Source organism: Rhizobium sp. F40D2 (genome assembly GCF_051810745.2).
In the GTDB taxonomy this organism is placed as follows: domain Bacteria; phylum Pseudomonadota; class Alphaproteobacteria; order Rhizobiales; family Rhizobiaceae; genus Rhizobium.
The window spans coordinates 1480965-1501376 of record NZ_CM131436.1 but is presented as its reverse complement, the minus strand read 5'-3'; the positions used below and the strand labels follow the sequence as shown (position 1 = coordinate 1501376).

Below are 20412 nucleotides of genomic sequence, written 5' to 3'. Positions count from 1 at the left end.
AACGGCAAGGGATAAGGAGCCAGGGGTGATAGGAAGTCTTCCCATGTTGCGGGGCCTCGCCGGCTTCAACAGAGCCTGGCTCCGCAGTGACATTCCGGCTGGTCTGTCGATCGCAGCCGTTGGTTTGCCGAGCGCCATCGCCTATCCCGCCATCGCCGGCCTGCCGCCGGAGACCGGCATCTATGCCAGCATCGTCGCGCCGATCGCCTATGCGATTTTTGGTCCGTCCCGGCTTCTGGTCGTCGGGCCAGACGCTGCGACCATGACCGTGCTGGCAGCCGCTATGGGCGCCATCATCGCAGCCGAACCGGCGACGGCAGGTGTCGACAGGGTCGCCATCGCCTCGGCCCTTGCGCTTGGCGTTGGCGTCTTCTGCATCGCGGCGAAATTGCTCAAGCTCGGCGTTCTCGCGAGCTTCCTCTCCCGTCCCATCTTGGTGGGGTTCTTTGCCGGCGTGTCGCTCTCGATCCTCGTCGGACAAATAGGCCGCTTCACCGGGGTGAAGATCCAATCGGATGGGCTGATCCCGCCGCTTGTCGAAATGCTCGCAAAGAGCAGTCTGATCCACTGGCCATCGCTCGTCCTCGGCCTCGTGATGTTCGCCTTGTTATGGATCGTGCGGGCCTTCCAGTTCAGAGTTCCGGGTCCCGTTCTGGTGGTTGTCCTCTCGGTTGTTCTTTCGGCGATCTTTGATTTCCAAGGCCGGGGCATTGCGGTCGTCGGCGATATCCCCAGCGGACTGCCGAGCCTGTCCCTGCCTGCATTGCATCAGATGCCCCTCGATAAGATCGTGCTCGGTTCGGCCGCGATCTTTCTGGTCAGTTTCGGCGCCGGCATCGTTGCGGCAAGAAGCTTCGGGTCACGAACCGGCGAGGAGGTTGACGCCAATCAGGAATTGATCGGACTTGGCGCCGCCAATATCGCGCCCGCTCTGTTTGGCTCGTTTCCGGTCAGCGTCTCGGATTCCCGAACCGCGATAAACCTGTCGACGGGCGGCGTCTCCCAGGTCGCGGGACTGGTATCGGCCGCAACGCTGATTGCCGCACTTGTTTTCCTCCACAGTGCGCTGCGGATACTTCCCATTCCTGCGCTCGCCGCAATCCTCGCAACGGCGGCGATCAGCCTCATCGATATTCACGAATTGAAAAAGATCTGGCGCATCAGCCGTATGGAATTCATTTTTGCGCTGATCGCCATGTGGGGCGCAATCAGCTTCGGTGTTCTCAACGGCGTCATCGTCGCGGTTGCGGCAACCCTCGTCTATCTCTTGCGCCAGACGATGTTTCCCCGCGATGGTCTCCTCGGCCGCATCGAAGGGCGGCACGGCTTTTTCGATCTTGTCCGCTTTCCGGAGGCGCGCCCCGTCGAGGGTGCTGCCGTCTTCGCCATCCAAGGCAGCATTCTGTTTTACAACGCCGATTATGTGCGCATGCGGCTGACCTCGGTAGCGAAGGGACTTCCTGCCGAAACCAGATGCCTTGTGCTCGATGCCAGTGCCGTCACGCATATCGACAGCACCGGCGCGGCCGCGCTCGAAGCGGTAGCCGAGATCCTGGCAAAGCGGAATATCGTCTTCGCAATGGCCGACCTCAGTGAAGAGAGCCGTGGCATCCTCGAGCGCGCCGGGGTCATCAAGACGATAGGAGCCGACAATCTTTTCAACGGCAGGGAAGAAGCCCTGCGAACGCTGATCGGCGATTTCGATCAGACCGGGACAGCTGCTTCGGCAGCCACCGCACCTTAAGCACAGGAGGCAAAGCTATGGACGAGAATTACGAACCGAGCGAGATCGATGTCAGCACAGACAATGGCGGCAAGGACAAAAAGAAAAAGAAGTCGTGGGATTATGAAAAGGAAATCGGCCGCTTGCAGGTGGAGCTTGCGCATCTGCAGGCCTGGGTGAAGAAATCCGGTGCGAGGATCGTCATCATCTTCGAAGGACGCGACGCCGCCGGCAAGGGCGGCATGATCAAGCGGATATCGGAAAGGGTCAGTCCGCGGATCTTTCGCGTCGTCGCATTGCCAGCGCCTACGGATCGCGAGAAATCGCAGATCTATATGCAGCGCTATATTGCTCATCTTCCGGCAGCCGGCGAGATCGTGATATTCGACCGCAGCTGGTATAACCGTGCCGGCGTCGATCGCGTCATGGGTTTCTGCAGCGAAAAGAAAGCGCAACGCTTTCTCGAATTGGCGCCGCGCTTCGAGGCTGCCATCGTCGAAAGCGGCATCGTTCTGCTGAAATACTTTCTGACGGTCAGCGAGGAAGAACAGGAACGCCGCTTCAAGCGCCGGATCGATGACCCGGTGCGGCAGTGGAAGCTGAGTCCCATGGATGTCGAATCCTATCAGCGCTGGTGGGATTATACGCGCGCTTATGACGCCATGCTGCGGATGACCGATACAAATCACGCACCGTGGTGGATTGTGCCGTCGGATGACAAGAAGCGTGCTCGGATCAACTGCATCTCGCATATCCTGCAATCCATCCCCTATGAGCGCGTCAAGTTTAATGCGCCGGATCTCAAAAAACGCCAGAAGCGGCCGGCCGACTTCATGGACGATCACAGCATCCGACATGTCGTTCCCGACGTCACACCATAAACAAAAGGACATGGAACCGGCGGTCGCGACGATGGACAGGTCAGCCGAGACGACGACGCAAAGAAGCGAGGCCGGAGAGGTTTCGATAGAGGCGAAAGTCAGCGACCTGGTTCGATTGGGCATCATCGGGCTTTTTGCCTACTGGACCATGATCCTCATCGCTCCCTTTGCGCTCATCGTCATCTGGTCGGCCATTCTTGCGGTCGCACTGTTCCCGATGTTCGAGGCGCTCACGCGGCTCATCGGAGATAGACCGAGGATTGCGGCCACGGTCATCGTCGTCGGCTGTCTTGTCCTGATCATCGCACCGCTGGCCCTCGTTGCCGTCAATTTTGCCGATGCCGCGCAGGCGTTAATCGGCAAGTTGTGGACAGGCAACGTCACGCTCCCCTCGGTCCCAGCAGCGGTGCGGGAATGGCCAGTCGTCGGCGAGCGGATTCATGACATATGGAACCAGATTGCCGGTGACCTGGCTTCTACCATCGTCAAGTTTCAAGCGCCCATTCGTGAGGTCATGGGTGTCGTTGTCGCAAAGCTCGCCTCCATTGGCGGCGGCGTGTTGAGCTTTGTCGTATCGATCATGCTTTCCGGCCTGCTTCTGACACGGGCGCAACGCCTGGCGACAGCAATTCAGGCGCTGGCGAGCCGGGTCGGCGGGGACAGAGGTGTCGGCTTTGCCCGGTTGGCCGGAGCAACGGTGCGAAACGTGTCGCGCGGTGTCATCGGCGTTGCCTTTCTGCAGACCTTGCTTTGCGGTTTGTGTTTCGCCGTCTTCGGCATGCCAGCGCGCGGCGCACTGACCTTTCTGGTCTTCATTTTCTGCGTGATGCAACTCGGACCTGGCCTGGTACTGGTGCCTGCCATCATCTGGGCCTGGTTCTCCTGGTCTCCCGTCACCGCCTTTGTCTTTACCTGCATTGCGGTCCCCATCATGCTCGTCGACAACATTTTGAAGCCGCTCCTGATGTCGAGGGGCCTCTCGACGCCAATGCCGGTCATACTGATCGGTGTGATAGGAGGCACCCTATCATACGGGCTGCTGGGGCTGTTTTTGGGACCGATCGTCCTGAGTGTCTTCTATGAACTTCTGAGAGCCTGGGCCTGGCCGTCAGATGCACCCCGCGGATCGACCACTGCTTGACATCAGGCACCATAAACAGATTCTGACGTCGTGCGATGGATTCGATGAAATTACTCCGCCTGTCGATGCACGCTCTCGGGTGTTTTCGGTGTTCAGTCCTTGGTGCAATAGACCACGACCTCTTGCTCTATTTCGCGGCAGATTTGTTCGTACTCGTTGATCAGCGTCTGTTGTCTCGGATGCTGCCTTCAGAAGCGGTCCAGAGCATTCGCGGCAAGATCATAAGCCTCAAATATCTCGCCGAGCACCTCATTGGTCTGGTTGGCCAAAGCACGACGGAACTCGGGGAGCCTCAACATCAATTTCCTCCGTCCACATTCCCTGCCCATCGATTAGCTCCGCACTCACGTCCGCAAGGTCCCGAACTGCGTGAACGCCAGATCGTTCCCTTGTAGATCGATCCAACTTAAAGATGGAAGGTTCGGCCAGGCCATGTTGGTATTGAGGCATCGGCCGTCGAAGGGATGTGCTGTGGACAGCAAGATGCGACCACGAAAATAGTCCCCATATTCGCTCAGCCGGTCGATAAAGCATGTCGCGCAAAAGTGTGCAGCGGTTTTGCGGCAACGACATGCGTAAAAACAAAAAGTTAAAGCGGAAGGAGCGAATCTGAAAGATCGCGACTCGCTTTAGCAGGCCGCCGCCGTGCTGAAATCAGGGCTCATCTGGTCCGTCTCCTCCGTTCCGGCTGCCTTGATCGGTCGCGGTCAAGGCTTTTACGGTGACAGCCGCAACGACGCCGGTCAGCACGATTCCGGCAAAACCAATCACCAGGGCAAACATCCGAGCCGACACATGTTTGGGCGTTAGATCGCCATATCCGATGGTCAGTCCGGTCACAAAAGTGAAGTAGAGGGCCTCGTCGATCCTCCAATCCTCGATGCGCCATATTGCCAGACCGGAAAGGACCATTACCGACACGATGCCGGACAGAATTGGCCAAATGATGCGAAGCTGCCGGGCGAGCGCTATGAAGAACAGACGTCTCATTTGCCTGCCGCCCGGCTCGTCGCCTTTCTCTACTGGCACGATTTCCACCTTTCTGCGGTTCAGTGGGCAGCAGAACTAAAGAAACAGCAGGCTTCTTCCTTCAGAGAGCTAAAGCCTGACGCCGAAAAACATCCGCGGTTTTCGAATGACGTCATGCTCCAACGATCAACGTAGAACAGGATTGAGATCTTTGGCTGGCCTGCCCTAAAATCACACTGTCCACGGGGCCCTTTGCGCGTGATATAATGACGCGCTGCGCTGTCGAGGATTGTGGAGCCCTTGTTCGACTAGGTGTGGGCTCGGGCATCCTTCCACCGCAGCCGGCATCACTGCATTGGCGGTGGCAAGACATACAGCGTTATGGCAAAGATCGAATAGACCATCAGTACCAACACGCCGACAAACCATGCCGACCGTCCGCTGTTCGTCACGAACATCGCCGTGATGGTCGCAAGGAGGACCATCACCACGACCCCCGGCAAGAACTGCAAGTCCATCGGCGACGGGCCGATCACGTAACTCACCAAGACCAGCACCGGCGCAACGAACAATGCAATCTGCGAAGCGCTTCCAAGCGCGATGCCGACGCTGAGATCGAGCCGGTTTTTACGAGCGCCCGAGAACGCCGAGGCCATTTCGGCGGCCCCGCCAACCAGTGCGACGACGATGAAACCGACGAAGGCTGGTGTCATTCCGAAAGCTTCTGCTGCCTTTTGCACCGATTCGACGAAGATCTCGCTCACCAACGCCACGAGGACGGTGACGCCGGCAAGCGTGGCAAGAGCGAGGCCGATCGGCCACGGCATCTCCTCGCTCTCGGTGTGCTCCGCTGCTGCGAAGATCTCGCGGTGTGTCCTGAGGCTGAACAACAGCCCCAGCCCGTACCCGACAATGAGAAGTACCGACAGGCCGAGACTGAGCTTTTGGGTCACGGCCGACGCCGACGTAGAGCCTATTTCAGCCACTGCAGAGGGCATCAGAAGCCCAACGGTAGCGAGAAACAGCAGGCCTGCTTGAAGACGCGCACTGGCTCGGTTGAACTCCTGGAGGTGGTGTTTAAGTCCGCCCAGGAGAAAAGAAGCGCCTAGCATGAACAGCGTGTTGGTGACGATTGCGCCGGCGATCGAGGATTTCACCAACGTATACTCGCCGGCGCGCAGGGCTGCCAACGCAATGACGAGCTCGGTGAGATTTCCCAGCGTAGCATTGAGCAGCCCGCCTGCGGCGTCGCCGGTCTTGGCGGCGACGGATTCGGTTGCGTGACTGAGCAATCCGGCCAACGGCACGATTGCAAGCACGGAGAGGACAAAGAGCGCCGTGTGGGCTTCGGGCATCACCGCCGCAGCAACGAACACCACCGGTACGGCGACCAGCAACCACAACATGGGGCTGTCACGAATTTCTTTCAAAAGGAGGCTCAACTGTTCGCTCCCGTTGAGTGGTGTTATTCCGGCAATGCCGTCTGCTGGAAGAAGCTGACCGTCGCCTCATCCGGTGGACCGAACCATGTTGTAAACAATGTGCGGAATTCCTTCGCCGCATAGGCTTGGCTCAAGGCTCGATCGACCGTTAGCCGGAAATCCTCGTCCGTTCGCGCCAGTTCAAGACCGAGCGGCTCATAGGTGAAATGTCGTTTTATAACAATCAGATTGCCCGAATTATCGCTGCGCGCCGCAGCGTCCATCAGAAGCGGCATGTCTCCAAAAAGGACCGCCGATTGGCTGTCCAGGACGCGCTCGATCCCCTGCTGGAAGTTGTCGACGGATGCCGCCGTCGCGTCGAGCTGAAAGGTCTTGATCCTGTCCGACAGCCAACGCTCGCTTGTCGTGCCCGTTACAGACGAGAATGTCTTGTGCTCGAGTATCGTGCGCGCGGGCGAGCCTCGCCACACAGGCCGGTTCGTCGGTTCGCCATACTCCAGCACCTCCCGCAAAGCCAACGGCGCGCTGGCGCTGACCACGGCCCCTGTGCCGCTCGGAAAGATCGGAATGGAGAACGAGACCTTTTGCCTGCGGCTGAGTGTGACCGGATCCGCTCCACAGAGGAGATCCACGACTCCATCCGGAACAGCATTCGCCCGCGCGTCGGCGCTCAGAGGTACCCACTCCACGTCGAGCCGCGACAGGTTCAGTTCGGCTTTCACGATGTCCGCTATCTTGTTGCAAAGCGCGACCGCATAACCATCGGGCGCTCCATTGTCCGTTTTGAACGAAAACGGCCGCGCATCCGGCTCGTAGCCCATTTTCAACGAACTGCTGGCGCGGACACGGTCCAGCGTCTGTGCGTCAGCTGATGCCAAACCTGCCGACGAGAATGCCGCGATGAAGATGGTGGCGCCCGCTGCGATCCATCGACCTTTGCTGATAGGCATGATTTCTCCTCCCCCGCTACTCGGCCGGCACACGGTTCACGCCGACGGCGAAGCGCGGTGCGATCAGGCCGTAGATGATAAAGCTGATCCCGGTCACCAGCATTCCCCCCAACACCGCATCCTTGCCGGAAGCATAGATTGCGAAGACGCTGTAAAGCATGCCGATCATGCAGATGACGGCATTCAGCCGGTATTTCGCAGGCGGTACACGCGCCGCCTTCATGATGACGAACAGTGCCGAGAGCGCGATGATATAGGGCAGCACGTTGGTCACGACCGCGAGGTTGACCAGAGCGGAGAACTGCTCGCTGAGCGTCGGAGAAATGGTCATCAGGGCGAGGCATGTCTGCACGATGCCGAGAATGATCATCCCCTTCACCGGCGCGCCCATCTCGTTGACGTGGGAGAATATGGCGGGGAACATTCTCTCCTCGGCGGCGCTGCGCGCCGTCTGCGCGATCGTGAATTGCCAGCCCAAGAGCGAACCAAGACAGGCAAGGACGGCAAGCGCCATGATGATCGAACCGATCATCGGGTTGAACATCTTGGCATAGGCCAGCGCGAACGGGCCGGTCGAGGCTGCAAGTTCTAGGTTCGGAACGATGCCCTGAATGACTGTCGTCGACAGGATATAGATGACGGCGGCACCCAGCGTACCGAACATGCAGGCAAGTGGCACGTCGCGCTTCGGGTTTTCGACGGCATCAGAATTCTGCGCTGCCGATTCCATGCCGAGGAAAGCCCAGAGCGTCAGCGAAATGCTCGATCCCATTCCTTGACCGAGCGTCAGTCCCTTAGGGTTCCAGGCTTCGGCGAAGGTGCTCGAACTGAACCAGAGCCATCCGATGATCGAAAGCAGCCCCACCGGAATGATGACGCCCCAGACCGTGATCGAGCCGATGCGCCCGGTGATGCGCGGTCCTCCGAAATTTGCCGCTGTCGTTAGCCAGAGGAGAACGATCAACGCCAGACAGGTAATGATCGGCGCCGAGGTCAATACCGGAAAAAAGCCCGCGAGGTAACCCACCGCAGAGATGCCGATCGCGACATTGCCGATGGCAAGTGACAGAAAATACAGGAAGAATACCAGGAAATAGCCGTCCTTCCCGTAGGCGTCCTCCGCATAAGCCGACATGCCGCCCGTCCGCTGATTGAAGATCCCGGCTTGGGCGAATCCGTAGGCGATAGCCATCGAGCCGATAGCGGTCACGATCCAGGAAAGCAATGAAATCGCGCCGACCTGCGCCATGTTGGCAGGCAGCATGATGATGCCGGATCCCATCATGTTGACGGCGACGATGAAGGTGAGTTGCACCAAGCTCATCTTCTTCTTGCCGGCGGTCTCGGTCGCAAGATGCATTGTGTTCTCGGTCATGATGAGATCCTCTCGCTCCCCTGCTCGCGCACGACGTAGGTGTAGAACTTGATCCGTCCATCGATCCGTTCCTGGAACACGCCCTGGACTTCGTAATTGAAGCCTGGGAAGCGGTTGAAGGACTCCTCGAAAGCCATGAAATAGTCTCGCATTGGCCGCGCCCTGTCGTCCCAGCGTTCGCCCGGCACGATCACGCCGATACCTGGCGGATAGATCAACGCCAGTGTTGCAGAAATGCGATTTGCAGCCTCGGTCAGCGGCACATAGTCGACGTTGTTGGCGACCAGCGCCTCATAGGCCTGCTTCGGAGCAATTGCCGGTTCGGGGAAGCTCTCCGAGCGGAAGCAGAGGCGTTGCAGGTCCTTGACGCCGGCGTCGCGATAGAACGCGTGCATTTCGCCGCAGACCTGGCGAACTGTATAGCCGGCATAGCGCTCGCGATTTGCCGCAAAGACGGTCGGCAGCACCTCCTGCAGCGGCGCATCGCGATCCCACAGGTTCTTGAACTTGACCAACTTGGCGATAAGCGTGTTCAGCTTGCTCTCGTCCTCGGCCGGCGTCAGAAGGAAGAGAAGACTGTTCAGGTCGCATTTTTCCGGCACCACCCGCTGCTCTCGCAGATAGTTGGCGACAACCGTCGCCGGAATGCCGAATTCTCGATACTCGCCCGTCTTTCGATCGATGCCGGGCGTCAGCAGCGTAAGCTTGTTGGGATCAACCATCGCATAGCCCGGCCCATATCCGGCATAACCGTGCCACTTTGCCTGCGTGTCGAACCGCCAACATTGCTGCTCGCGCTTGAGCACATCCGTGGGCACATCCTCCCATCGCATTCCTTCGACATCGTTGGTGTGTTTCGAGCCTGAAATGGTGACCTTGTCCGGGACGAAGGGATCGAAGAACCACTGCTCTTCGGGACTCGCGGCCTTGGACTCGTAATGCTGAACGAAGCCGCGCAGCTTTTTGCGCACCTCAATCCCCAGCTCGATGCAGTGGTCCCAGAGCATCTCGCCGGCTTTGCCTTCATGAATCTTGGCGTTGACATCCAGAGAGGCGAAGAGCGGATAGAACGGAGAGGTCGAAACATGCATCAGCAACGATTCGTTGAAGCGTTTGTGCTCGACGAAGCGCCGCTGGCCACTGATATGTTCGTCCCGCTTGTGGATTTGCGAGGCTTGTGAGAATCCCGCCCCCTGCTTGTGCACGGATTGAGTGGAGAACAATCCGGGCATGTCCGCCCGCAGGTCTTTCAGGCGCATCGGGCTGTGCCCTTCGAAGAGGGGATGGAAGGCGTTGTAGCCGATCCAGGCCTCGTCCCAGAGCACGTAGTCGCAGAGATGGCCGATCTTCCCCATCACCTGTTGCACGTTGTAGATCGTGCCGTCGTAGGTCGCGAGCTGGATGCAGGCAAGGCGGAAAGGTCTCTCCGCATTCGCGCGGCTTTTGTCGGTGACGAGGGGATTCTCTTCGATCTTTTGCCTGAGCCATTTCTCGTCCCAGGCTTCCCAGTCGACCGCGCCGATCATGCCGAATGAATTGCGGGCCGTCGGCAGATAGATCGGGATGGCGCCGGCCTGCACGAGAGCGCCTTGGTGGAGCGACTTGTGATTGTTGCGGTCGAAGAGCACGAGATCGCCGGTGCGCAGCACCGCATTGGCGACGACCTTGTTGGAGGTGCTGGTTCCGTTCAGGATGAAGTAGGTGCGGTCCGCGCCGAAGATGCGCGCCGCCTGCTTCTGGGCTTCCGCGGCGGGGCCCTCATGAATCAGGAGATCGCCGAGATCGACGTCGGCATTGCAAAGATCGTTGCGGAAAATGCTCTCGCCGAAATATTTGAAGAACAGCTGCCCGGCCGGCGACTTTCGATAGAACTGGCCGCCTTGATGTCCCGGGCAATCGAAGGCGATATTGGCCTCGCCGTCATAGGCCATCATGCCGCCAAAAAACGGCGGCAGCAGCGATTTGCCGTAATTGACCGCAGTGGAAATGATCTGCTTGGCATAAAAGGCCGGCGTCTGCTGGCCGAGATAGATGAAACCATCAACCTCGCCGGCCATCTCGACGACATCCATATCAGCAATGGTCAGCGTATCAGCCATTGCCCAGATCGGCGTGCGAAAGCCGATATTCCTGACGGAGCGAAGAAAGCTTCGCGCGGCCGGCAACAGCCCACCTTCGACCGAGCCGATATAGGCGCCGACGTCTGCATCCTCCGACACGTCGGCAAAGTAGCCGTCGCGCAGTTCCACTTCGAAACCCTCGGCGGTAATATGCGCCAGCAGCTCCGCAGCTTGCGGATTATTGCGATCGATGACGGCCACGATCTTCAGCATTTTGTGAAACGGTATGGCGACCGTCGGAGACTTCACATCGCGCGGGATCATTCTTGCGCCCTTTCTGCAATGCAATCGACAAGGTAGCGGCGTCCACCGTCGCCAGAAGCGAAGCGAAGACCGTGGATATCGGTCTCGAAACCGGGGAACTTGCGGTCGAAATCCCTGGCATAAAGCAGATAGTCCTGAATGGACTTCGTCGATGCGGTAATCCGCTCGCCGGGCATGATCAGCGGGATTCCCGGCGGATAGGGAACAATCATGACGGCGAGGACGCGGTCCATGAGATCATCGATCTCGACGCTTTCGATCTTCCCCTTGACCAGTTGGTCGTAGGCATCGGCAGGCCGCAGTGCCATATCAGGCAGGACCGTGTACATCTCGCGCTGCGCCTTCGGCACGTCGTCCTTGCGATAGATTGCATGGATCTGCTCGCAGAGATCTTTCAACCCCATGCCCGCATAGGCCTCCGGATGGGCTGCGGCGAGTGCCGGCAAGACACGAGTCAACGGCGCGTTGACATCGTAAAGATCCTTGAAATTGATAAGTTCGGTGACAAGGGTGCTCCATTTGCCGCGCGTAATCCCCATCGAGAAGAGAATGAGGAAGGAATAGAGACCGGTCTTCTCGATCTCGATGCGGCGGGAGGAGAGGAATTTCGTGATAACGGCGGCGGGAATACCGTGCTCTTGCATAGTGCCGTTTGCCGACAAGCCCGGCGAAAGGATGGTGACTTTAATCGGGTCGACCATCACATGGTTTTCTGCAAGGTCCGCAAAACCGTGCCACGCATCCCCCGGCTTCAAGACCCAGTCGGCATGGGTATCGCTCGGCTTCCCATGGGCAACCGTCGGCTCCCAGACATCGAACCACCAGCTTGCTTCCGTCTGCTTTCTGACCGCAGTCATTGCCCGACGAAAGCTGATCGCTTCGTCGATCGTCTCCTGCACAAGCGCACGCCCCGCCGGCTGCTCCATCATCGCAGCCGCGACATCGCAGGAAGCAATGATGCCATATTGCGGCGAGGTCGAGGTGTGCATCATGAAGGCTTCGTTGAAGCGCGTGATGTCGACGCGCTTGTTCTCAGCGTGCTGGATATGGATCATCGATGCCTGCGAGAGAGCGGCCAGAAGCTTGTGGGTGGATTGCGTGGCAAAGGTGAAGGCGACCTTTGATCGCGCCGGCTTCGTCGACGAAATGCCGTGAAAACCATCGTAGAACTCGTGGAAGTTGGCATAGGCATACCAAGCCTCGTCGAAGTGCAGCACCTCGACGGCGTCGCCCAATGTCTCCTTGATGGCATCGACATTGTAGCAGAGCCCATCATAGGTCGAGTTGGTAATCACCATCAGCCGAACCTTGCCGCTGGTCTGACCGGCAAAGGTGCTTGCGGCAATCTTGCGGGCGATCGACTCCGGCGTGAACTGGTCCTTCGAGATCGGCCCGATGATGCCAAGCCCGTTGCGCGAGGGCGTCAGATAGATGGGCGTCGCGCCCGTCATGATCAGTGAGTGCAGGATGGACTTGTGGCAGTTACGATCGCATAGCACCAGATCGCCGCGTCCCACCATGCCATGCCACACGATTTTATTGGCTGTCGACGTACCACCGACGACAAACAGGGTCTCGTCGGTGCCGAAGATGCGCGCAGCATTACGCTCGCCCTCGGCAATCGGTCCGACGTGATCCAGAAGTGAGCCGACGCTTCCAACGGATACGGAGATATCGGAACGAAGTGTGTTTTCGCCAAAGAAGGTGTAAAAGAGTTGGCCGACCGGGCTCTTGCGAAAAGCGACACCGCCCCCGTGTCCAGGTGTGTGCCAGGAATAGGCACCTTTAAGAGTATAATCCATCAGCGCCTTGAACATCGGCGGCGGCAGCCGGTCGAGATAGTTGCGTGCCGCCTGTGCTATGGCTCGCGCCATGAAATCCGCCGTATCCTCGAACAGACGGAAGAAGGCGTTGGCGTGGCGCAGCACCGCAGCCGGAATATCTTCCGCTGTCGTACTGTCGCCGAAGAGGAAGATCGGCAGGCGATCGTTCCTCTGCCGCTTTGCTGCCAGCACCTCTTCCAACACCTGCCAACGCGTGGTCTTGTCCTCGGTGCCGTCGACGGACACCAGCCAGCAGGATTCGGTGTTGAAGATATGCACGAGGCGCCGCGCATCCTCGTAGGACACGCCCGAGACAATCCGGAAGCCTTCCTTTTCGATCGCCGCCGCCAGATCGCGCATGCCGCGTCCGGCGGCGCTCTTGCAATCAAAGTCCTCGTCGATGACGGCTATCGGAAATGCCATCTGGAATTCCATGCGTTCCTCCAGAAACCGAGGGTCACAGGCCGCTGCCGCTCGGCAGCGACGGGCATCTCAACAGGAGGGATCGTACAGGACGGGTCGTGTACCGTCGTTGATTGCAATCAACGTGCGGCAATCATTTCGATATAACGGAAATGCTGAGGCCGGCTTATTCCGCCCATTCCGCATCGGCGGTGAAGGCGATCGTCAGCCAACGATTGGCGCTCTCGTCTCCGATCGCGGCTCCTATCTCGTCGCGGAGCGCGTCCCATTCCTCCACGGTCTTTGCCGGAAGTCCTTCCGGCACGATGAAGTAGAGTTCGATCTGCATTGCTCGGCCGACCCGGGCGACATAGGCGCGATGAGAGAGGAAGCCGAGGCGACGAACCGTTTGCGAAGCGACGTGGTCGACATGCTCTTGGAGATCGACGGGGGCGATCAGCAGGATCTCGGTCAACGCTTTCCAGACGGTGCTGATCGGAAGCGGGATCATGACCAGGCAGACAAATGCCAGAACCGCTGGATCCATATATCGGGCAACCCAAGCGACCGGCGTTGCCTGCACGGCCATGCCGATAAGAAATGCAATGAGCAGGGCAAGCGCGATGCCGCCCGACATGATCCAGGCCTTGACGTCGAGCGAGATGAAATCGGATTTGATGCGGGCGTTCAGCCTGATACCGAGGAAAGCCATGACGGCACAGACAAGCAGGGTCGCTGCGGAATAAGCGATGGCCATGCCGAATTGCAATTCATGACCGCCGTTCAGGATGCTGATGAGCGCGCTGATCAGCGCGTAGACGGCGACCGTCATCAGGAGGCAGCCATTGAGCATGAGCACGATCGGCTCCAGATGCCAGAAGCCCATGGTAAAGCGGTTTCGGATTCTGCCCGACCGCGCATCGCTCTGCGTCGATTGTATGATCAGGTTGGAAACCCAGAGGGCAAGCCCGGTCATCGCCGCATCGGCCAGTGAATAAACCCCGTCGAAAGCGATGGAGAACGATCCGGAAAGAATACCGAAAACCACGCCGAGCGTAGCGACCACCACCGTTGCCGCGATCGAGATCCTAAGAAATCCCTGCTCGCCTAACATCATTGCCCCACCTCGACACCCTTCGCTGCAATTGTTTTATGGTGATCGTGAAGACGAGATGTGAACAGGTGGGTCTGCGTTTAACCTCTTGCCGGTCGCAGTCGCCCACGGCAGCCGGGCGGCTATCCTGTCAGAGGAGGCGGCCTCGTGGCCTGCCTCAGCCTGAAATCTGTCGGGCTCAGATAGCGGTCATTTTGTATAGAAGGTCATATTTCCGTTGCGTGCTCGCGACACCCATTCGATGTCGTTCGCGGTAAGCTTCTTGGTCTTCAGCTGCGCCGTAAGCCATTTGTTCGCGCGAATTGCATTCCGGATAGCTTTGACGTGCTCTTCGCTTCCTTGTGTCGGGTGTGAGCCGGTCTCGGAAAAATCAGCCATCCTGTAGCTAACGATCGTGAACCGTCTGTCGTGATAGGTTCGCACCGCCTCAGGCAGGCTCTCACTCCAGTTCATTCTGCGATATTCGCGTCTACTCTGCTGGGCCTCGACCGGCGCAGTTCCGGCGACGGCAGTCAACACGGCAAGTCCAATAATCATGGCCATCTTCATCGCTCAAACTCCCGAGAACCACATGATGTTAATTGTGAAGATAGCTCATGCACCGGTGGCAAGCATTGAGTACGATCAACGATGTTCATACAAGTAGACTGCCCATCGTTGCCGGATTTGCTGATGTTCTCAGCTCCAAATGCAAGGCCACGTTGCCATTCTGCAATGGTTCCGGGGGCGCCATGAGACGGCCGTCCACTACGCATTGAACCGGATTGCGGCGCCTACTCTTTGAGAGGAATATTGCGTCCGGCAACAGATATCCGATGCGATATCGGCATTGGAAAGAGCGTCTTCGGGGAGGGCACCATGACAACGTCGCCAAATGGCAAGAGTCTGGGGCTTGCCGCCTGCACCGCCATCGTGGTGGGAAACATGGTGGGCTCGGGCTTTTATCTTTCGCCGGCCGCGGTCGCACCCTACGGTAATCTGGCGATCATCGTCTGGATCGTCATGGGCGGCGGCGCGATCTGCCTAGGCCTGACCTTCGCACGCCTGGCGCGCCTCGTTCCCGCTGTCGGCGGCCCCTACGCCTACACCAGGCTCGCTTACGGTGATTTCGCCGGCTTCCTGATCGCCTGGGGTTACTGGATTTCCATCTGGACATCGCTGCCCGTCATCGCCATTGCCTTTGCCGGCGTGATGGTCGACCTCTTCCCCGCCCTCGGCAACCGCTTCGCCGCGACCGTACTGACGCTTGGCGTGATCTGGGCGATCGTGCTCGTCAACCTTCGCGGCGTGCATGCGGCGGGCGTCTTCGCTCAGGTAACCACCTATGCCAAACTGCTTCCCTTCGGCGCCGTCGCCATTATCGGGCTTCTCTACATCGACCCGTCGCATTTCTCCGAATTCAATCCGAGCGGCCAACCGCTGCTGCAATCGGTCGCGACGCTGGCGCCACTGACGATGTTTGCCTATCTCGGGCTGGAATCGGCAACTGTTCCCGCCGGTGATGTCGAGAACGCCGAGCGCACTATTCCCCGATCGACGGTCATCGGAATTTCGATCGCTGCTACTCTTTACGTGTTCGGCACCATCGTCGTGATGGGCCTCGTCCCCCGTGAACAGCTCATTCATTCAGTCGCGCCTTTCTCCCAGGCCGCGGGGATCATGTGGGGGCGCGCCGGCGAACTTGCGATCTCGATCGCGGTTCTGCTCTCCTCGATCGGAGCGCTCAACGGCTGGACCTTGCTGATGGGCCAGGTTCCGATGGCGGCTGCCCGCGACGGGCTGTTTCCGCCGCTTTTCGCGCGGCTTTCGCAGCGCGGTGTACCGGCATGGGGCATGGTCCTCTCAGCCACGTTTGCAACACTTCTGGTGCTGGTTCAAGCGATCGGATCCGAAGGCTTCGCCGCCGTCTATCGGTTAATGGTCGGGCTGAGCACGATGACTGCCGTCGTTCCATACGCCTTCTGTTCGCTCGCCAGGACGCTAGTTGCAGGCGCAAAGGAGGGGCAAATGCCAAAAGTAAGCGCGATCGAACTCATCGCTTTTCTCTTCGCGATCTTCACTCTCTATGGCTCCGGCGCCGAGCCGGTGCTTTATGGCCTGATCCTGTTGATGCTCGGCATCCCCGTCTATGTCTGGCAAAGGCGAAACGCCGCTCGCGCGATAGAAAAGGAGACGGCTCCGAGTGCAGCATCGCACCCAGCGCTCTCGCAATGAGTTCTCATGATCGACAAACGCACGTCGCCCGGAGATGTGCAGCGGTTTCAGAGATGATGACACGGACAAAAACAAGAGAGTTAAAGCGCATCGCATCAACCAAATTTGATGCGAAGCGCTTTAATGCCAGCTCAGCGCATCGTAGCCACTATTGATGATCGTCCCGCGCTCGCCGCGTACCATTCCGGCGATATCGGCAAGCGACCCGATTGCGGCCGTCCCGCCTGTCGCACGGGCAAAATGGCAGGCGGCTTCGACCTTGGGACCCATCGATCCAGCCGGGAAGGAGAACTGCTTTAAATCGTCGGGGCGGGCGCGATGGATCGCTCGCTCGGATGGTTTACCCCAATCGGTGCAAACGGCCTGAGCATCGGTCGCCATGATCAAGAAATCGGCGGAAAGCTCGCGTGCCAGAAGCTCCGAGCACAGGTCCTTATCAATCACTGCTTCGACACCGATCAGCTTTCGTTCGCTGCCTTTTTCGTACATCGTTGGAATGCCGCCGCCGCCGGCGCAGATGACGATCGTGCGCTGTTCCAGCAGCCATCGGACTGGACGGATTTCGAAGATGCGCTTAGGCGCCGGCGAGGCGACAACACGCCGCCACTTTTCGCCATCCTGCTTGAAGACCCAGCCTTTTTCCGTGCGGATCCGCTCGGCGTCGGCCTGCTCATAGACAGGGCCGACGAATTTGGTGGGATTCTGAAAGCCCGGATCGGCGGCATCGACTTCGACCATGGTCAGCAGCGTCGCCAGAGGCTGCTCGAACGGGAGGAGATTGCCGAGCTCCTGTTCCAGCATGTAGCCGATCATGCCCTCGGTCTCGGCGCCGAGAACGTCGAGCGGATAGGCTTCTTCGGGTTTGTAGGCCGCACCCTGCAGCGCAAGGAGCCCGACCTGCGGGCCGTTGCCGTGGGTGACGACGACCTCATGTTCGGCTGCCAAGGGCGCGATCGCCTGCGCCGCGATGCGCGCATTCCGTCTCTGGGTATCGGCCGTCATGGCTTCCCCGCGCCGGAGAAGCGCATTGCCGCCAAGCGCAATGACCACACGCATGTCAATCTCCCAGGGTCGCGACAAGCAGGGCCTTGATCGTATGCAGGCGGTTCTCCGCCTGTTCGAAGGCGACATTGGCCTCGGACTCGAAAACGTCGTTGGTCACTTCGAGACCGTTCTCCATGCCGTAATCTTCGGCGATCTGTTTGCCGAGCGTCGTTTCGGTGTCATGGAATGCCGGCAGGCAATGCATGAACTTCGCCTGCGGATTGCCGGTGGCCTTCATCAGGCTTTGATTGACCTGATAGGGGGTGAGCAGCTTGATGCGCTCGCGCCAGACATCCTTCGGTTCGCCCATCGAGACCCAGACGTCGGTGTGGATGAAATCGACACCCTTGACCGCCTCCTTGGGATCGTCGGTGACCAGCAGGCGTGCACCGGAGTTCTGCTGCAGATCCTTTGCGATCCTCATATATTCTTCGGAGGGCCACAGCGATCTCGGGCCGCAGATGCGCACATCCATGCCGAGCAGGCAGCCGACGATCAGCAGCGAATGTCCCATATTCGAGCGCGTGTCGCCGACATAGGCATATTTGATATCGGCGATCGGCTTGTCGCTGTTCTCGCGCATGGTCATGACGTCGGCCAACATCTGAGTCGGGTGATATTCGTCCGTCAGGCCATTGTAGACCGGCACCCCGGCATAACGCGCCAGTGTCTCCACGCCATGCTGCGCAGCGCCACGATATTCGATCGCATCGTACATGCGGCCGAGGACCCGCGCCGTATCCTTGAAGGATTCCTTGTGCCCGATCTGCGAGCCCGACGGATCGAGATAGGTCACGTTTGCGCCCTGGTCCGAGCATGCGACTTCAAAGGCGCACCTCGTTCGTGTCGAGGTCTTCTCGAAAATCAGGCAAATCTCCTTGCCTTTCAGGTGCTCCTGCTCTGTGCGGGCATATTTGGCCCTCTTCAGATCGCGGGCGAGATCGAGAAGGTAACGGAATTCCCGCGGGGTATAGTCCTGCACGGTCAGAAGTGAGCGATTACGCAGATTGAAGCTCATGGTCTTGCTCCGTCGGTCTGGTTCGTTGGTGTGAAACGTCAGTAAGCGGGGTCGCGCCAGATGGGGCACGTCATGCAGTGCCCGCCACCCCGGCCGCGGCCGAGTTCGGAGCCGCGAATGGTGATGACCTCGATCCCCGCCTTGCGTAGAAGCGTATTCGTATAGGTGTTGCGGTCGTAGGCGACGACGACGCCGGGCTCGAGCGCAACGACATTGTTGCCGTCATCCCATTGTTCGCGTTCGGCCTGATAGGAATTGCCGCCGGTCTCGACGGTGCGCAATCGCGGCAAGTCGAGCGCTTCGGCGACGACATCGAGCATCGGCCGGGTTTCAGGCTGGATCTCGAATGTGCCCTCGTCGTCCTTCGGATACATGCTGTAGCAGCGGACCTGGTCGACGACCTCGGCAAACAGCGTGACGAGATCGCGATCGCAAAAGCTGAAAACGGTATCGAGATGCATTGCCGCCCGGCTCTTCGGCATCAGGCAGCCGATCACCCTCTTGGCAGCCTTGCTCCTGAACAGGGACTGCGCCACTTGGCCGACGGCCTGATAGGTCGTACGCTCGCCCATGCCGATCAGCACGGTGCCGTTGCCGATCGGCATGACGTCGCCGCCCTCCATCGACGCATTGGCGAACGGAAGGTCTGAATCGCCCCACCAGATCTGGAAATCGCCCCCGAGGAAGATCGGATGAAACTTATAGATTGCGCGCTGGATCAGCGTCTCTGCGCGTCTTGCCGGCCAGAACATCGGGTTGCAGGTCACGCCGCCGTAAATCCAGCACGAGGGGTCGCGCTGGAACAGCGTGTTCGGGATCGGCGGAATGACGAAATCCGTTTCCGGCAAAGCGCTGAGCATCAGCGACTTGGCCTTGACTTCAGGCAGATCGGCGATCGCGATGCCGCCGATCATGAACGCGGCGAGCTGTGTGGCCGGCATTTCGTCAAGCCAAGGCCGCATCGCCTCGGCAATCTGCGAGCCGAGCACATTCGGAGTAATACGCCGATCCAATAGGAAATCGCGCGCCTGCTTATTTGCAAGCGTCTGGCCAAGCAGGTCGTGGAGCTCGAGAACTTCAACGCCTCTTTCCTGCATCTTCAGCACAAAATCGAAATGATCTTTCTGAGCCTCATGCACCCATAGGACATCGTCAAAAAGCAGGTCATGGCAGTTGGCAGGTGTCAGGCGCTGATGCGCCAGAGACGGTTTGCAAACCATGACGGTTCTTAATTTCCCGACCTCCGAGTGAACCCCGAAACCACGCATGTGGTCCTCCTTCCGATCTTCCAGGCCGCGGCCGCGGTCCGTTCTGCGAAAACCAGATTATTGCGGCCCGCTCGCTCCTGTCATTGATCGCAGACAATCCATGGCACAGTATGTTGCAGCCCCTTCGCCAGCTGCGGCCCAGGAGTTCATTGGAGACCTGAAACATCGCATCGATGGATTTGCCATAGGCGCCAGTGGGTAGGATGAATGTCGAGCACTTCGCCGGTTACGGCGTTGACCCAGCCATCGAGGCGACGCTGGCAAGGAAAAACCAGGGCGTGGACGCCTTCGTCGTCGATGACGGCGAGCTCTATATCCTGTTCGAACGGAGCTTCGACGGGCAATCGCCACATCACCGAACCCTCCCGAGTGTCCGCCAGCCGACGATCCACCGCGTCGACCGGATACGAGGCTGCTATTCCGGCAGGCCAATCACGCAACCGGCATGTTTTGGCAATCCTGGGCCGTCTGCGGAAATAGATCCCACGAACTTTCGCCATCGCTGATTCGCCAGTATTCTTTGTGGTCTCCCGCGTGCTCACGGGCATCACCCCTCTGCTTTTCACGATAGTGGAACAACGAAGCGCAGGCATTGAGCCGGATCAATGGCGACGAAGGACGCCAGCCATGACGTTGCGCCAGAAGTCTGCGAGGCAAGAACAAT

Annotated in this window: 16 protein-coding genes; 4 read left to right on the top strand and 12 right to left on the bottom strand. The window is 59.1% G+C overall.

Annotated features, from left to right (window positions below; all coding sequences use genetic code 11):
• Positions 1-43 precede the first annotated feature (43 nt).
• Genes ACS4RS_RS07335 through ACS4RS_RS07325 form a run of 3 tightly spaced genes read left to right on the top strand, consistent with a single transcriptional unit; the run spans position 44 to position 3745 of the window.
• Positions 44-1744 (top strand): SulP family inorganic anion transporter, encoded by a 1701-nt coding sequence (locus ACS4RS_RS07335; RefSeq protein ID WP_439011506.1) that lies wholly within the window; start codon positions 44-46, stop codon positions 1742-1744.
• Between the two features lie 17 nt (positions 1745-1761).
• Complete coding sequence (gene ppk2, locus ACS4RS_RS07330) at positions 1762-2604, top strand: polyphosphate kinase 2 (protein ID WP_439011507.1); 843 nt, start codon at positions 1762-1764, stop codon at positions 2602-2604.
• A gap of 31 nt (positions 2605-2635) precedes the next feature.
• On the top strand, positions 2636-3745 hold the full coding sequence (locus tag ACS4RS_RS07325; RefSeq protein ID WP_439011875.1) for an AI-2E family transporter: 1110 nt from the start codon (positions 2636-2638) through the stop codon (positions 3743-3745).
• Between the two features lie 654 nt (positions 3746-4399).
• Here the strand turns inward: ACS4RS_RS07325 and ACS4RS_RS07320 are convergent.
• The 8 genes from ACS4RS_RS07320 to ACS4RS_RS07285 all read right to left on the bottom strand — a co-directional run bounded on the left by ACS4RS_RS07320 (position 4400) and on the right by ACS4RS_RS07285 (position 14753).
• Entirely contained in the window at positions 4400-4735 is a 336-nt protein-coding gene (locus tag ACS4RS_RS07320; RefSeq protein WP_439011876.1) for an ion channel, read from the bottom strand.
• A gap of 326 nt (positions 4736-5061) precedes the next feature.
• The gene (gene cax / locus ACS4RS_RS07315) at positions 5062-6156 is read right to left on the bottom strand and encodes a calcium/proton exchanger (protein WP_439011508.1); all 1095 of its coding nucleotides are present in this window, start codon (positions 6154-6156) and stop codon (positions 5062-5064) included.
• 23 nt (positions 6157-6179) lie between these two features.
• Positions 6180-7106: a transporter substrate-binding domain-containing protein gene (locus ACS4RS_RS07310; protein WP_439011509.1), complete on the bottom strand. Its 927-nt coding sequence runs from the start codon at positions 7104-7106 to the stop codon at positions 6180-6182.
• Positions 7107-7122: 16 nt separating this feature from the next.
• Positions 7123-8481, bottom strand: coding sequence for a putrescine-ornithine antiporter (potE, locus tag ACS4RS_RS07305; protein WP_449313933.1), 1359 nt, complete (start codon positions 8479-8481; stop codon positions 7123-7125).
• Positions 8478-10865 (bottom strand): ornithine decarboxylase, encoded by a 2388-nt coding sequence (gene speC, locus ACS4RS_RS07300; protein WP_439011511.1) that lies wholly within the window; start codon positions 10863-10865, stop codon positions 8478-8480. Before speC ends, potE begins: the two co-directional genes overlap by 4 nt.
• On the bottom strand, positions 10862-13123 hold the full coding sequence (locus ACS4RS_RS07295) for an Orn/Lys/Arg family decarboxylase (protein ID WP_439011512.1): 2262 nt from the start codon (positions 13121-13123) through the stop codon (positions 10862-10864). The genes speC and ACS4RS_RS07295 overlap by 4 nt, the downstream gene beginning before the upstream one ends.
• A 154-nt stretch (positions 13124-13277) precedes the next feature.
• Positions 13278-14204: a cation diffusion facilitator family transporter gene (locus ACS4RS_RS07290; RefSeq protein WP_439011877.1), complete on the bottom strand. Its 927-nt coding sequence runs from the start codon at positions 14202-14204 to the stop codon at positions 13278-13280.
• Between the two features lie 189 nt (positions 14205-14393).
• A complete protein-coding gene (locus tag ACS4RS_RS07285; RefSeq protein ID WP_439011513.1) occupies positions 14394-14753 on the bottom strand; it encodes a hypothetical protein in 360 nt (119 codons plus the stop codon).
• A 309-nt stretch (positions 14754-15062) separates the two neighbouring features.
• Between ACS4RS_RS07285 and ACS4RS_RS07280 the strand changes: the two genes are divergently transcribed.
• A complete protein-coding gene (locus tag ACS4RS_RS07280; RefSeq protein WP_439011514.1) occupies positions 15063-16418 on the top strand; it encodes an amino acid permease in 1356 nt (451 codons plus the stop codon).
• A gap of 120 nt (positions 16419-16538) precedes the next feature.
• Here the strand turns inward: ACS4RS_RS07280 and arcC are convergent, their stop codons facing one another.
• From arcC to ACS4RS_RS07260, 4 genes are all read right to left on the bottom strand, one after another.
• Positions 16539-17474 (bottom strand): carbamate kinase, encoded by a 936-nt coding sequence (gene arcC / locus ACS4RS_RS07275; protein WP_439011515.1) that lies wholly within the window; start codon positions 17472-17474, stop codon positions 16539-16541.
• Between the two features lies 1 nt (position 17475).
• Complete coding sequence (locus ACS4RS_RS07270; protein WP_439011516.1) at positions 17476-18480, bottom strand: ornithine carbamoyltransferase; 1005 nt, start codon at positions 18478-18480, stop codon at positions 17476-17478.
• A 38-nt stretch (positions 18481-18518) separates the two neighbouring features.
• Positions 18519-19748: an arginine deiminase gene (gene arcA, locus ACS4RS_RS07265; RefSeq protein ID WP_439011517.1), complete on the bottom strand. Its 1230-nt coding sequence runs from the start codon at positions 19746-19748 to the stop codon at positions 18519-18521.
• 146 nt (positions 19749-19894) lie between these two features.
• Entirely contained in the window at positions 19895-20248 is a 354-nt protein-coding gene (locus ACS4RS_RS07260; protein ID WP_439011518.1) for a hypothetical protein, read from the bottom strand.
• Positions 20249-20412: the final 164 nt, after the last annotated feature.

Bases quoted from the DNA above. Each gene is read 5' to 3' on its own strand.
- ACS4RS_RS07335 (WP_439011506.1), top strand. From the start codon at position 44: ATGTTGCGGGGCCTCGCCGGCTTCAACAGAGCCTGGCTCCGCAGTGAC.
- ppk2 (WP_439011507.1), top strand. From the start codon at position 1,762: ATGGACGAGAATTACGAACCGAGCGAGATCGATGTCAGCACAGACAAT.
- ACS4RS_RS07325 (WP_439011875.1), top strand. From the start codon at position 2,636: ATGGACAGGTCAGCCGAGACGACGACGCAAAGAAGCGAGGCCGGAGAG.
- ACS4RS_RS07320 (WP_439011876.1), bottom strand. From the start codon at position 4,735: ATGAGACGTCTGTTCTTCATAGCGCTCGCCCGGCAGCTTCGCATCATT.
- ACS4RS_RS07310 (WP_439011509.1), bottom strand. From the start codon at position 7,106: ATGCCTATCAGCAAAGGTCGATGGATCGCAGCGGGCGCCACCATCTTC.
- potE (WP_449313933.1), bottom strand. From the start codon at position 8,481: ATGACCGAGAACACAATGCATCTTGCGACCGAGACCGCCGGCAAGAAG.
- speC (WP_439011511.1), bottom strand. From the start codon at position 10,865: ATGATCCCGCGCGATGTGAAGTCTCCGACGGTCGCCATACCGTTTCAC.
- ACS4RS_RS07295 (WP_439011512.1), bottom strand. From the start codon at position 13,123: ATGGAATTCCAGATGGCATTTCCGATAGCCGTCATCGACGAGGACTTT.
- ACS4RS_RS07290 (WP_439011877.1), bottom strand. From the start codon at position 14,204: ATGTTAGGCGAGCAGGGATTTCTTAGGATCTCGATCGCGGCAACGGTG.
- ACS4RS_RS07285 (WP_439011513.1), bottom strand. From the start codon at position 14,753: ATGAAGATGGCCATGATTATTGGACTTGCCGTGTTGACTGCCGTCGCC.
- ACS4RS_RS07280 (WP_439011514.1), top strand. From the start codon at position 15,063: ATGACAACGTCGCCAAATGGCAAGAGTCTGGGGCTTGCCGCCTGCACC.
- arcC (WP_439011515.1), bottom strand. From the start codon at position 17,474: ATGCGTGTGGTCATTGCGCTTGGCGGCAATGCGCTTCTCCGGCGCGGG.
- ACS4RS_RS07270 (WP_439011516.1), bottom strand. From the start codon at position 18,480: ATGAGCTTCAATCTGCGTAATCGCTCACTTCTGACCGTGCAGGACTAT.
- arcA (WP_439011517.1), bottom strand. From the start codon at position 19,748: ATGCGTGGTTTCGGGGTTCACTCGGAGGTCGGGAAATTAAGAACCGTC.
- ACS4RS_RS07260 (WP_439011518.1), bottom strand. From the start codon at position 20,248: ATGGCGAAAGTTCGTGGGATCTATTTCCGCAGACGGCCCAGGATTGCC.